This window comes from Streptomyces sp. ISL-99 (assembly GCF_018614005.1).
GTDB lineage: Bacteria > Actinomycetota > Actinomycetes > Streptomycetales > Streptomycetaceae > Streptomyces > Streptomyces flavidovirens.
The window spans coordinates 1-11,629 of record NZ_JAGGPC010000092.1 but is presented as its reverse complement, the minus strand read 5'-3'; the positions used below and the strand labels follow the sequence as shown (position 1 = coordinate 11,629).

Below are 11,629 nucleotides of genomic sequence, written 5' to 3'. Positions count from 1 at the left end.
ACCAACCTCCGTGGACAGAACAGCTAGGGCCTGTCGTCAAAGTGATCTTGGGTTGTGGATCATGGAGTGGTGATACGTCGCCATGAACTGTCCGATGCCGAGTGGGAACTCGTGGAGCCGTTGCTGCCCCGGCCCCTTCGAGCGGATGCTCCAGGCCGCCCAGGCGCACGCGGACGCCGCAGGCGATATCGAGTGGCTGGTGTCGGTCGACTCCACCATCGTCCGTGCCCACCAGCACGCGGCCGGCGCCCAAAAAGGGGGCTCAGAAGCCAAGCTCTCGGCCGGTCCCGGGGCGGGCTGACCAGCAAGATTCACCTGGCCTGCGACGGAGCTGGCCGCCGCTCGCCTTCGTCCTGACGGGCGGGAACACCAACGACTGCACCCAGTTCCCCCAGGCGGAGAACATCACCCCCGCCTGACCCACATCTGCCCACTGCCCGCTCCGGTCGGCCGGAGCGGGCATTTCATCGCCCAAGCGGAGTCGGCGTGACGGACCGGCCAGCGCTGGACGTCCGGTCAGCAGCCTCAGGGCCGGCCTTCCGCAGCCAGTGCCGAGCGCGAGGGAACAGGCTGCCGAGCTGTTCGGTGAGCCCGCGTCAACAGCGCCGGGATCAACCGGCGTCCAACGCCCGCTGCGAGCTGCTTGGCCGCCTTGCGCATCGCGGCCCGGATCAGCTGCACCCCGCCCAGGCCGACGGCCTCTTCATCGTCCAGGTCTCATCACCCAGTCCGACTTCGCGCTCGTGCCAGCGATGCTCCAGGTAATGGAGGGCATGTCGCAGGGCTTGAGGCCATGGCTCGTGCCGACCTCGGTGCGCAGCTCCACTGACTGCCCCGGGTCGAGGTTCAGGGGCACGTCCTTGCACAGCGACGAGTTCGACTCGCCATTCGACGGCGGACGTTAAAGATCAAGCTAGGGCGGTGCACGCCGTGCGCGGGCACAGGCGAAGCCTGCCCTCGGGGCCAGTGAGGAGCTGCTTCATGTGGCGGCGCTCAGCTCCCGGCATGACTGGCTGCGGGGCAAGTCGCACACGCATCAGGAGCCGTGAAAAGCCTGATTTCCAGAAAAGGGTAAAATTATCACAAAGGGCGAATGGGTCACGTGGGGTGCCTCTGTGAAGCCGTAGCGGCCAGGAGGGCGCAATGGATCTATGGCTGATCTGGTTGATCGCCGCAGGGGTGCTGGCGGTAGCGGAGATCTTCACTCTCACTGTTGCGCTCGGAATGCTGGGTGCGGCCGCGTTGGTCACGGCAGGGTTCGCCGCGGTGGGACTTCCGCTGCCCCTGCAGCTCTTGGTGTTCACCGTCCTCGCTGCGGTCAGCTTGTTCTTCGTGCGCCCCATTGCGGTGCGCCACCTGCTCAAGCCTGAGGCAGAGCGGTTCGGCGTGGATGCACTGGTCGGCAGGGCTGCCTATGTCGTCTCGGAGGTGACGGGCCTGGGTGGCAGGGTCCGCATCGGCGGCGAGGAATGGACGGCTCGTGCCTATGACGAGACGCTGGTAATCCCTCCGGGAACGACCGTCGATGTCATAGAAATCAGCGGTGCCACCGCCCTCGTCTATCCCCGGGAGTGAGCTATGGAGGTCTCGGCGTTGCTCGTGGCGGGCGTGATCGTCGCGCTTATCGCCGTTTTCACCGTGGTGCGGGCGGTACGCATCGTGCCTCAAGCGCGTGCTCGGAATGTCGAACGTCTCGGCCGCTACCGCCGCACGCTGAAGCCAGGTCTCAACCTCGTCATCCCTTATATCGACCGGGTCTATCCGGTGATCGACCTGCGGGAACAGGTCGTCTCGTTCAAGCCGCAACCGGTCATCACCGAGGACAATCTGGTCGTCGAGATCGATACCGTCTTGTACTTCCAGGTCACGGATCCACGAGCGGCCGCTTATGAGATCGCCGATTTCCTGCAGGGTGTCGAACAGCTCACTGTCACCACCTTGCGCAATGTCGTGGGCTCCATGGACCTGGAGAAGACTCTCACCTCGCGCGACACCATCAACAACCAGCTCCGTGGCGTGCTGGATGAGGCCACCGGCAAGTGGGGGCTGAGAGTCAACCGGGTGGAAATCAAAGCCATCGACCCTCCGCAGTCCATCAAGGACGCGATGGAGAAGCAGATGCGTGCCGAGCGCGACAAGCGGGCGGCGATTCTGGGGGCCGAGGGGCAACGGCAGTCACAGATTCTCACCGCCGAAGGCGACAAGCAGTCCGCTGTCCTCCGCGCGGAGGGCAACCGTACCGCTGAGATACTCAAGGCCGAGGGGCAGTCCCGGGCCATCGACGAGGTGTTCCAGGCCGTGCACCGTAACGACCCTGACCCCAAGCTGCTCGCCTACCAGTACATGCAGATGTTGCCTCAGCTCGCCCAAGGGTCGGGCAGCTCCTTCTGGGTGATTCCCAGCGAGGTCACTTCGGCTCTAGAGGGGGTGTCCCGCGCCTTCAGCGAGGTGCTGCCCCAGTCGCCGGCCACACGCGAGACGTCCTCGGACGACAGGGCGGCGCAGGCCGCCGACGATGCGGCGCAGGCCGCGGAAGCCGCCGCCGAGGCGCTCGCCGACGCGGCCGAGGCCGACGCCCGCCCACCACGTCCCCTCGCCGACGGCCGTCAGGTACCTCGGGACATGGAGTAGCCTTCGGCCACCGTTTCGCAGGTCGTCGCCACAGCCTCACTGCGGGAGCCACGAGATGGTGACTACCCACCTCCTTGGTTGCTCGTCCACTGCTCCGCGGACGCGCCACACCGGAACTCGTGGCATCGCGGCGCGCACCGGCGTCCTTGACAGAAGGCCGTCACCCAGTGAGGAACGGCGGGGTGCGGCGTGCGTGGCTCCAGGCGGCCAGTTGGGACCGCGACGACAGGGCCAGTTGGGCGAGGACGCGGGCAGCATGGGTCTCCGGCGTACGCCGTCCGGTCATCAGCCGCGCCGCGATCTCCTCGTTGCCCAGGCCGGCCGCCACGAGTTCGCACGGCGGCAGCAGGACACTCGCGTTGCGTGTGGACGAAGCATTCGCCGCGATCCCGGCCAGCCTGGGACTCGGCTGCCCTGACGCACCGCAGGGGCTGGCCCCGGTGCCAAGAACGGCGTCCGCCAGGACCGCAGCGCCATCGTCGAGAAAACGCGCCCAGTTGCCTCCGACCCGAGCTGCCCCCGCCGGTCGCCACCCTCATGCACCGCCGCTGATCTACCGAAAAGCAGAGGCGCCAACCGATTCCTTCAGTGCCTCGGATGCCTTCGCTCCGCCCGCCTCGCTTCCGCTGCCGTATCGGCCGGCCGTAGTGGCGGCTGTTCGGTGACGTCAGCCCGCGGCGTCCTTGAGTCGTCCGGGGTCGAGGACGGTGATGCGCCCGCGGGCGAGGCGGAGCAGGCCCTGGTCGGCGTAGTCGCGCAGTACTTTGGTGCAGGTCTCGCGGGAGGTGCCGGCGAGGGCGGCGAGCTGTTCGTGGGTGAGGGCGATCTGCGGGTGGCGTCCGACCGGCCGCAGCGGGCCGGCCGGCGGCTGGGCGGTGGTCAGGGTGGTCAGGGTGGTGGCGATGCGCTGGGCGACGGTCTTGAACACGCTGTCGGACAGGCGCTGTTCAAGGTCGGCCAGGCGGCGGCCGAGGATCGCGGTGATCCGCGCGGCGATCCGGGCGTCCGACAGCAGGAACTTGTGTACGTCCGCGCGGCTCATCACGCACACGACGGTGTCGTCCAGGGCTTCGGCGTAGTTGTCGTACATGTGCTGTCCGAGCAGAACCATCTCTCCGAAGATGGTGCCCGGGGAGATGATCGCGGTCGTGAGCGCCCTCCCGTCGGCGGAGACCCTGAAGACGCGGACCCGGCCCTTCTTGAGGATGAACAGCACCTCGGAGGGCTGGGTGGGCGAGTACAGCATCTCGCCCGCGTGGTAGGTCTTCATCGGCGCTGCGGCGGCGATGGCCTCCATCTCCTGCTCGGAGAGGTCGCAGAAGATGTCGACCTCGGCCAGGCACCAGGTCCGCTCCGCTTCCTCGTCACCCGTGCCGTTGTCGGTCATGGTGTGCGTCTCCTCGCGTCGTCCCGGAGCCCACGGTGGGGGTGCGGCGCCCCACGCCGGGCTGGCCAGCGCCTCGGCGCTGTGCGCCAGACAGTAGGGCACCGCGCCATCGGCCGGGCCTACGCTGCGCGGTGCCGCGCTCGCTGGTCGGGTGGTGGGGTCGAGTGTTGACGCGGGAGCTTTTCGATTCATCGGGCCTGGCCGGTGTGCTTGCTCATCGCCTGGGCGATGGACGCGAACGTGGCTCCGGCGAGCAGGCCGAAGACGAGGTGGGCGCCGAGGCTGGAGGCGGTGACGTCGCTCCATTCGAAGACCGGCATGCCCATGTTGGCGGGCATGATCCACAGTGCGCCGACGGTCCACCACACCGCGCCATAGGCGAGGCCGAGGACGATTGCGGGGGCGATGCGCTGGGCGAACTGCCCCAGCACCACGCCGAAGGTGATGCCGGCGAACAGCGCGATGGCCAGGTGGATCAGCCATCCGGCGAAGGCGTTGGTGGAGCCGAGGAGACCGGCGACCATGGTGATCATCGTGGTGTCCATCATGGGGCGGGGCACCGACATCCAGATGCCCATTCCGACGCCGCCGGCCAGTCCGGCCGCGGCACCGCACACCGCGTACACCGGGATCGCGGCGGTCTTCGGGGATGCCTGCACAGTGGTGGCCATGGTGATCGTCCTCCCTCTTGCGGTTGTCTTTCCGTCTCGCCGCCGACGCTAGGGCGTAGGGCACATGCAGGTATGTGAGGGTGCTTACGTACCCGGGGGTAGATCGCCGGGCTGTCGGGGTGACTTCACCGCGGTCAGCAGGGCGTAGCCGAGTAAGCCGTCGGTGACGGCTGCGCGGGCCGCGTCCAGTACGGCCGGGGCGGCGTCCAGGTCCACGCCGGCGTCGGCGAGGCGGTCCGGGGCGGTGATGCGCAGCAGGCTCAGCCGGGCCTGGATCTGGTCGATCATGCGGATCATCGCCTGGTCGTGCCGCTCGATGATCTGGGTGCGCAGCCCGGCCGCGGTGAGGATCTCGGCGTACGCGTCCAGCGGACGGGCGTCGGCGATGCAGGCGATGCGGGCGGTCAGCCCGCGCAGCTCGGGCGGGAGTCGGCCGGTGTCGGCGGTGACGTCGGTGATGCCGAGGCGTCCGCCGCGTTTCAGGACGCGGGCGAACTCGGCTGCGGCCCGGGGCTTGTCGGGGAAGGTGCACAGCGCGCACTCGCACACCACCGCGTCGAACACCCCGTCGTCGTAGGGCAGGTGCTCGGCGTCGCCGGTGGTGAAGACGGCCCGGTCGGCCAGCCCGGCAGCCTCAGCGGCGCCCTGGGCGAGCGCGGTGTTGGCCGACGCGTAGTCGACGCCGTCCGCCCGAACCTCGTAGGCGTCGGCGAGCAGGAGTGCGGTGGTGCCGCGGCCAGAGGCGATGTCGAGGACTCGCCGGCCGGGGGTGAGCGCGAGACGGCCCGCGAGGCGACGCGTCAGAGTGTGGCCGCCGGGGTGGTAGGAGTCCCCGAGCAGCATGGCGACGATGTCCTTGGAGTAGGCATCGGCGCAGCAGGACTTGAACTCCTCGTGGGTCACGGCCGACGCTCCTCGCTCCCAGTGCGAGTGGTCTTCGAGCCGTACGGAGTCGTCGTCAGCCGGCCCGCGAGGGGCAGCGCGTTCGGCGCGACCGGGGCGACGGGGACGCCTGACATCTCGGCGCGCACCTGCTCCCGGTAGCCGACGGAGTTGTACGCGCAGAACGGGATGAGCCGACCGTCGGGGGTGATCTCCGCGACGCAGCACTTCATCAGCTGCTTGACGTTCAGGGTGTAGGGGTCCTGGAAGTCCTGCACGACGATCATGAATGCCTGGTCGTTCAGCTGCTTGACCGCCTCGGGCAGGTCGATGCCGCAGGCGTCCGCGCAGTCGAGGGCCTCTGCGGTCGCACGGAGTTTCTCCTCGGTCGTCTCGGTGCCCATGAAAGCGGAGGCGGACCAGAGCTTTTCGAGCGCCTCGCGGATGCCGGCGTCGGGCATGACGCGGTTGGTGACGTAGTCGAGGTAGTCCTCGACGTTCAGCAGCCGCGGGATCGGCACGACGGTGCGGTTGCCCGGTTCACCGTCCACCAGCAGGTAGGTGATGGAGCGGCAGGTCGGGAAGCAGCACGGTACGGGGAAGAAGTCGCCCTTCTGGAACCAGCTGGGCCGCTGCTCGTTGATGAGGCGGATGACGTCGGGGTTGGTGAGCCGGTTCAGCGGGTCGAACTCCACGTGCCGGCCGGAGTGGGTGACCGGCTGGAACGCCACCGAGCGGACGGCGGGGTGGTCGATGCCGTACTCGATGATCGCGCCGAGTTCGTGCTCGTTCAGGCCGCGCTCGACGGCGGCGACGAGGGTGACGGTCAGGCCGGCCGCGGCGCAGTTGTCCAGCGCCCGCTGTTTGAACGTACGCAGATCGCGGCCCCGGATCTCCAGGTGGGTGCGCTCGTCGAAGCCGTCGAACTGAAGGTAGATGTTCACAGACTTGCCTGACAGCTGGTTGCGCCTGCCGAGTTCAGCGACGAAGCGTTTGTCCGTGGCGAGCCGGATGCCGTTGGTGTTGAGGTTGACGTTCTTGATCGGGCGGCTCTGGGCGAGGCTGATGAAGTCCAGGATGTGCTTGTGGATGGTGGGCTCGCCGCCGGAGAACATCACCACCTCCGCCTCGCCCTCGCTCTCGACGAAGGCGTCGAGCATCCGCTCACACTGCTCGTGCGTGATCGAATAACCGTCGCTCTGATGGCCGGAGTCGGCGAAGCAGATCGGGCAGTCCAGATTGCAGCCGGTGTTGACCTCAATGATGCCCAGGCAGGCGTGCTGCTTGTGTTCCGGACACAGTCCGCAGTCGCTCGGGCAGCCGTCCTTCACCTCGGTCTGGAAGACCAGCGGAATGGTGCCCGGCTTGTTGAACCGCGCCGAGGACACGTACTCCTCGGCGCCCCCGTACACCAACGCCTCGAACTCGCCGTGCTCCCCGCAGCGTTTACGCCGAGCGCCACCACCGCGCCGTCTGACGGTGGCTTACTCGTGCCTACGAATGCCGCTGCCTATACCGAGTTGCTGGTGATTCGCTCTGCTGTCCCCTGAGCGCCTGATGTGACGCGTTCATGGCATTACACGGGCATTGGTCCGCGGGTATCGGGGCACCCGCGAGTGCATGGGAAACCAGACGCTCGACATGACCACCGCGCACGGACGGTTGCCTGGGCTACGGGCTGGCGCCTCACCACGGCGGGCTGAGGGAAGGCATCGGCGCTCTGGACGGCGCTGGGGCAGGTGGCATCGCCGGCTTCTGGCCTATCGCGACATCGAGCTGCTGCCATCGCCCGCCCCGGAGGGGGCGGGTCAGGACTGTCTTCTGCTGGTACACATCCGCAAGGTGGTCGGGCGGGTGACCTATCAAGCATGCGGTCAGTGTGCCGAGGGCGTGATCACCGACGTGGTCCTCGACGAACCGTTCCGCGACAGCGGGCTGGGGACCAGGGCACTTTCGCATCTGCGCTCCCGGTATCCCGGCGTCACCTGGCGCACTACGCTCGACCGTCGCCTCACCCGTGATCTGCTGCGGCGGATGCGTGTCCCCGAGGCATCCGCCGGGGGGAACTGTCCCCATGTGCTGCCCGCTGTCGCTGCCCCTGCCGGTGGTTGAGCTGGGTCGGTGGGCTCTGTGGCGAGACAGAGGCGGGGCCTTGCGCTGGGTCGGCGTGGCCGATACGTGGTGTCGGCGGCAGGTGAGTACCCGGCGGCAGTTTGTATGTCGGGCGGTGCGGGGGCCTGGTGAGGAGCGGGACGGGCTGCTGCTGCAAGCCAAGGGAGCCGCTGCCGCTACAGCCGCTTGGTGGGTGTCGGCGTGGATGCTGCCGTCGACGGTCACCGCTTTCGCCACGTTCACCGCGCTCCTGGCGCTGCAGTCCACGGTCTACCGGTCGCTGTGGGACTCGGCGCAGTATCTGGGGGCCATGGCGCTAGGGACCGCGGGAGCGGCAACATTCGGCAGCACTGTTGGCGTCCATGCCTGGAGCGTGGGGGTACTTGCCTTCATTGCCCTGATAGGAGCACGGTTTCAACTCCTGGGCCGCCAGGGTGCCCAGGTCCCTGTGGTCGCCCTGTTCGCGTTCGCAGGCGGCGGTGGTGAAATCGACTACATCGGACATCTGGTGGCGGCCGCGGCCATCGGCGTGTGCTGCGGACTGGCCGCCCATTTCGCAGTTGCTCCCTCGCCCCACACGGACACGGCGCAGCACATGGCCGAGGACCTGGCGGCTCGTGTCCAGTGCCTTTTGCGGGCTCTGGCCCGCACGGCGGAAGGAGAAACCGCCGAGGAGAACTCTCAGGAGGACTGGCCCCGTCACTGCGAGGAGTTGGCCACCCGAGCGGTACGGGTTCGCACGGCGGTGGACAGGGAGCAGGAGAACACCAAACTCAACCCCCGCCGCCCCTGGAGCAGCGCCGAGGAACCGCTGCAGCGCTGCCATGAGGCGATCAGCATGATCGAGCGCATCGGTACATACATCCGGTCCATCGCCCGGGCCCTGACCCACGCCGAACGTGCTCCGGAAACAGAGAAGGTTCTCACTTCTTACGCGGAGCTGCTGCACTGTGCTGCCGCCGCACTGGAGTGTCTCAATCCACCCCGGGGCCCAAAGGATGCCGACAAACTTCGTGCCTGCATCGAGGATGCCATGCGCCGCTACCAGGACGTGACCGCAGCGGTTCGACAGGGCCATCTTGATACTCCTGGCGAGTGGCCGGTCTACGGCACGGCCCTCACCGAGGCCGTCCGCATCCTGGAGGAGATCAAGCACACCTGCGGTCGTACGGCTGAGACGTGGCAGTGAATTCCCTTCATTGGGCTCAGGTCCCCGGCCGCGGGGACCGTCTATCCTGCACCGGCTTGCCACACATGCCATCTGACTGTCGGTGTGCTTCCTGCCAAAGACGGTAAGACGTCGCTCGCAAGGGCCCTCAAGACGTACTGCCGGGGGCTGACGAACACAGACGGAGGAGTAACAGGTGAAAGGCTTCCGCAGTTTCATCCTGCGCGGCAACGTGGTCGACTTGGCAGTCGGCATCGTCATCGGCGCGGCCTTCACGGCCGTGGTGAACGGCTTTGTCCGGGCATTTCTGACTCCGCTGGTCGGACTGGCCTCCGGGGTCACCGGCGATCTCAGCCGCAAGACGTTCACCGTCGGCAGGACTGACTTTCCCTACGGGGCGTTCGTCAATGCCACGATCAGCTTCCTCCTCGTCGCCGCCGCCCTGTATTTTCTCGTGGTGCTGCCGGTGAACAAGCTGCACGAGCGCTTCGAACCCAACCATGACGTTCAGGCGCCCAAACGCGAATGCCCCGAATGCCTCAGCCCCGTACCCACCGAAGCACGCCGCTGCGCTTCCTGCACCAGCCCTCTTCCCACCGTGCCCGCACAGACCGCGTCAACCACGACCGTTGAGTGACAGCGGCGTCTCGCAAGGTGTGGGATTACAGCCACCCGTTGCGGCGAAACATACGGCGGAGCAGTGCACACGCACTGACCATCACCACGATGGCAAGTGGGTAGCCGTAGGTCCATTCCAATTCGGGCATGTGGGCGAAGTTCATGCCGTAGAGGCCGGCGATGAGGGTGGGCAGGGCGAAGATGGCGGCCCAGGCGGAGATGGTGCGCATGTCGTCGTTCTGCCAGGTCCCCACTTGGGCCAGGTGGGCGTCCAGGACGGAGTTGAGCAGTTCGTCCAGGGACCGGGCCTCGGTGTCGGCGCGGTGTACATGGTCGGCGACGTCGCGGAAGTACGGCAGGGCTTCTTCGGGCCAGCTGGAGCGGGGGCCGGCGAATTCCTGCACCACCGGCACCAGGGGCTGCACAGCGTCCCGGAATTCCAGGACCTCCCGCTTGAGGGAGTACACCTCTTCAATTACGTTCTCGCGCGCCGGGGAGAACACCCTGCGTTCCAGGCCGGTCAGATCACTGCGCACTTCCTCGGCGATGGCGGTGTAGGTGTCCACGGTCACGTCCAGGACGGCATGCAGCACCGCCACCGGGCCCAGTGCCAGCATGGCCGGGTCGCGGTCGAGCCGGCGGGCGGCTTCGGCCGCGGGGTCCGCCTGTCCGTGGCAGACAGTGAGGACGAAGTGCGGTCCGAGGAAGACCATGGCCTCGCCCGACTCGACCTGAGAGGTCTCCTCCACGTACCACAACGTCTTCAGCGCTACCGAAAGCACATCGCCGTAGCGTTCACGCTTGGGCCGCTGGTGCGCCTGGACGGCGTCTTCCACCGCCAGGGGGTGCAGGCCCAGCTCGCCGGCCAGCGCCTCCACCTCCTGTGCGGAAGGATCAGCCAGGCGGATCCACCCGAACGAATCCTCCGGCGCATCCCGCAGCCGCTTCAATGCGCTCTCGCTGCCCTCCACCACTTCCGGTGCCTGCGGGCTGCCGTCGCTTCGATAGATCACACACTCCATGCCATTACACCTACGCACCGCGCCCCGATTCATGCCTCCTCACCTGCCCGAAGAGCAGCACCGGCGCAGATTCCTTCACGCCGCCAAGCGGACAGGTGGCAACCGCGCGGCCCCCGGGCCCGCCCCTGGGGCCGGGCTTCGGCTACCAGCAAGGCGGATGCCGCTGAAGACGTCCTGCGCCCACCCGGGGCTTCAGGGGCCGGCCGGGCGGGCGCAGGAATCTGTTGTCACCGGGCGCCGCTGCGGCGCGTAGGTATCAGGGTGTGATCAGCGTCGGCGGTCATCGCCTTCGTCGGCGCCTTCAGCCTCGATCTTCTCCTTGCGTACCTCACCCGTAACGGCCTCCTCCTCGGTGCGCTCCTCCGGCGTGCTCGGCCTCGGAGATCTCGGGGCCGGACGTGGCCTGGTCGACGTTGGCGTCGGTGACCGGCTCACGCTCTACCCGGACCTCTTCGTGCCGGACGGGGACGGTCTGCTGGACCTCTTCGGTCACCACATACTTGCGCAGCCGTGCGCATCCTGCCTCGCGGCGCTCGCCCACTCCGGCTGGCCGGTGACATCGTCGAGGAAGACATGCTTGGCGTCGCCGAGCTTGTTGCCCCCGGCGTCGTAGACCGGATGGTCCAGTACGGTCGGGATCTGCTCTCGGGCGATCCTCTTGACCCTCCTGCTTTCCCTGCGTGGTTAGAGGTCGTGTAACCGACAGGTTGGGGAGAAAACAAGCCAATGGGGGCAATCGCACGGCTTTCCCGTGAAACCGGCATGAAGTCCCTGTGCAGGTCACGCGTTTAAGCTGCGTGTGGGACATGGCGGCCAGAGGCAGAGCGATTCTTGCCCAGCGCATTCGGGTCGGCTCCCCAGGGCCGGCCCTTCGGCTCACCGGTGCCGGTGTCGCCGTTCCTGGATCTTCTTCATCTGCTCCTCGATGAGCTTGTTACGGCCCTGGGACCTGTGTCGTGTCTTGCTGCTCTGCTCACCTTGGCCCTTTTGCTGCCGCAACTTCTCAGCCATGTCTTTGGCCCGCTGCCTCATTCCTTCTACGCCCATGACGGCACCTCCCAGCAATTGCTTCAGCCCTACTCACCAGATTGGCACTCGCACGCGGCTCCCGCATCTGGTTGCGTCCAGGGAAGTGGTG

At 67.4% G+C, this 11,629-nt stretch carries 13 protein-coding genes and 1 pseudogene; 7 read left to right on the top strand and 7 right to left on the bottom strand.

Annotated elements, in window-relative coordinates; translation table 11 throughout:
- Positions 1-184: 184 nt before the first annotated feature.
- The 3 genes and pseudogenes from J7E91_RS34880 to J7E91_RS34870 all read left to right on the top strand — a co-directional run.
- Positions 185-386: pseudogene (locus J7E91_RS34880) on the top strand (transposase); the annotation flags it as partial.
- A gap of 757 nt (positions 387-1,143) precedes the next feature.
- Positions 1,144-1,575, top strand: a complete 432-nt coding sequence (locus J7E91_RS34875; protein WP_214911367.1) for an NfeD family protein — start codon at positions 1,144-1,146, stop codon at positions 1,573-1,575.
- Positions 1,576-1,578: 3 nt separating this feature from the next.
- A complete protein-coding gene (locus tag J7E91_RS34870; RefSeq protein WP_214911365.1) occupies positions 1,579-2,631 on the top strand; it encodes an SPFH domain-containing protein in 1,053 nt (350 codons plus the stop codon).
- Between the two features lie 160 nt (positions 2,632-2,791).
- Here the strand turns inward: J7E91_RS34870 and J7E91_RS34865 are convergent, their stop codons facing one another.
- From J7E91_RS34865 to J7E91_RS34845, 5 genes are all read right to left on the bottom strand, one after another.
- Positions 2,792-2,959 (bottom strand): LuxR C-terminal-related transcriptional regulator, encoded by a 168-nt coding sequence (locus J7E91_RS34865; RefSeq protein WP_214911363.1) that lies wholly within the window; start codon positions 2,957-2,959, stop codon positions 2,792-2,794.
- A 339-nt stretch (positions 2,960-3,298) separates the two neighbouring features.
- Positions 3,299-4,018 (bottom strand): Crp/Fnr family transcriptional regulator, encoded by a 720-nt coding sequence (locus tag J7E91_RS34860; RefSeq protein WP_251016722.1) that lies wholly within the window; start codon positions 4,016-4,018, stop codon positions 3,299-3,301.
- 188 nt (positions 4,019-4,206) lie between these two features.
- The gene (locus J7E91_RS34855; protein WP_214911358.1) at positions 4,207-4,689 is read right to left on the bottom strand and encodes a hypothetical protein; all 483 of its coding nucleotides are present in this window, start codon (positions 4,687-4,689) and stop codon (positions 4,207-4,209) included.
- An 84-nt stretch (positions 4,690-4,773) separates the two neighbouring features.
- Positions 4,774-5,592: a class I SAM-dependent methyltransferase gene (locus J7E91_RS34850; protein ID WP_214911356.1), complete on the bottom strand. Its 819-nt coding sequence runs from the start codon at positions 5,590-5,592 to the stop codon at positions 4,774-4,776.
- Positions 5,589-6,959 (bottom strand): radical SAM protein, encoded by a 1,371-nt coding sequence (locus J7E91_RS34845; protein WP_308377567.1) that lies wholly within the window; start codon positions 6,957-6,959, stop codon positions 5,589-5,591. The genes J7E91_RS34850 and J7E91_RS34845 overlap by 4 nt, the downstream gene beginning before the upstream one ends.
- Before the next feature lie 466 nt (positions 6,960-7,425).
- Here J7E91_RS34845 and J7E91_RS34840 point away from each other — a divergent pair, with 466 nt between their 5' ends.
- From J7E91_RS34840 to mscL, 3 genes are all read left to right on the top strand, one after another.
- Positions 7,426-7,683 carry an N-acetyltransferase gene (locus J7E91_RS34840; RefSeq protein WP_308377566.1) on the top strand — a complete coding sequence of 86 codons (258 nt, stop codon included), beginning with the start codon at positions 7,426-7,428 and terminating at the stop codon, positions 7,681-7,683.
- Entirely contained in the window at positions 7,646-8,872 is a 1,227-nt protein-coding gene (locus J7E91_RS34835; protein ID WP_285439176.1) for an aromatic acid exporter family protein, read from the top strand. Before J7E91_RS34840 ends, J7E91_RS34835 begins: the two co-directional genes overlap by 38 nt.
- A gap of 175 nt (positions 8,873-9,047) precedes the next feature.
- On the top strand, positions 9,048-9,488 hold the full coding sequence (gene mscL / locus J7E91_RS34830) for a large conductance mechanosensitive channel protein MscL (protein ID WP_214911352.1): 441 nt from the start codon (positions 9,048-9,050) through the stop codon (positions 9,486-9,488).
- 25 nt (positions 9,489-9,513) lie between these two features.
- Here the strand turns inward: mscL and J7E91_RS34825 are convergent, their stop codons facing one another.
- Both J7E91_RS34825 and J7E91_RS34820 read right to left on the bottom strand, forming a co-directional pair.
- A complete protein-coding gene (locus tag J7E91_RS34825) occupies positions 9,514-10,491 on the bottom strand; it encodes a magnesium and cobalt transport protein CorA (RefSeq protein ID WP_214911350.1) in 978 nt (325 codons plus the stop codon).
- Positions 10,492-10,819: 328 nt separating this feature from the next.
- Positions 10,820-11,032 (bottom strand): DUF2382 domain-containing protein, encoded by a 213-nt coding sequence (locus tag J7E91_RS34820; RefSeq protein WP_374224828.1) that lies wholly within the window; start codon positions 11,030-11,032, stop codon positions 10,820-10,822.
- Positions 11,033-11,379: 347 nt separating this feature from the next.
- Here J7E91_RS34820 and J7E91_RS34815 point away from each other — a divergent pair.
- On the top strand, positions 11,380-11,629 hold a 250-nt coding region (locus J7E91_RS34815; RefSeq protein ID WP_214911348.1), incomplete at its 3' end, for a hypothetical protein.

Coding starts and splice junctions, on each gene's coding strand:
- J7E91_RS34875 (WP_214911367.1), top strand. CDS start 1,144: ATGGATCTATGGCTGATCTGGTTGATCGCCGCAGGGGTGCTGGCGGTA.
- J7E91_RS34870 (WP_214911365.1), top strand. CDS start 1,579: ATGGAGGTCTCGGCGTTGCTCGTGGCGGGCGTGATCGTCGCGCTTATC.
- J7E91_RS34860 (WP_251016722.1), bottom strand. CDS start 4,018: ATGACCGACAACGGCACGGGTGACGAGGAAGCGGAGCGGACCTGGTGC.
- J7E91_RS34855 (WP_214911358.1), bottom strand. CDS start 4,689: ATGGCCACCACTGTGCAGGCATCCCCGAAGACCGCCGCGATCCCGGTG.
- J7E91_RS34835 (WP_285439176.1), top strand. CDS start 7,646: ATGTGCTGCCCGCTGTCGCTGCCCCTGCCGGTGGTTGAGCTGGGTCGG.
- J7E91_RS34825 (WP_214911350.1), bottom strand. CDS start 10,491: ATGGAGTGTGTGATCTATCGAAGCGACGGCAGCCCGCAGGCACCGGAA.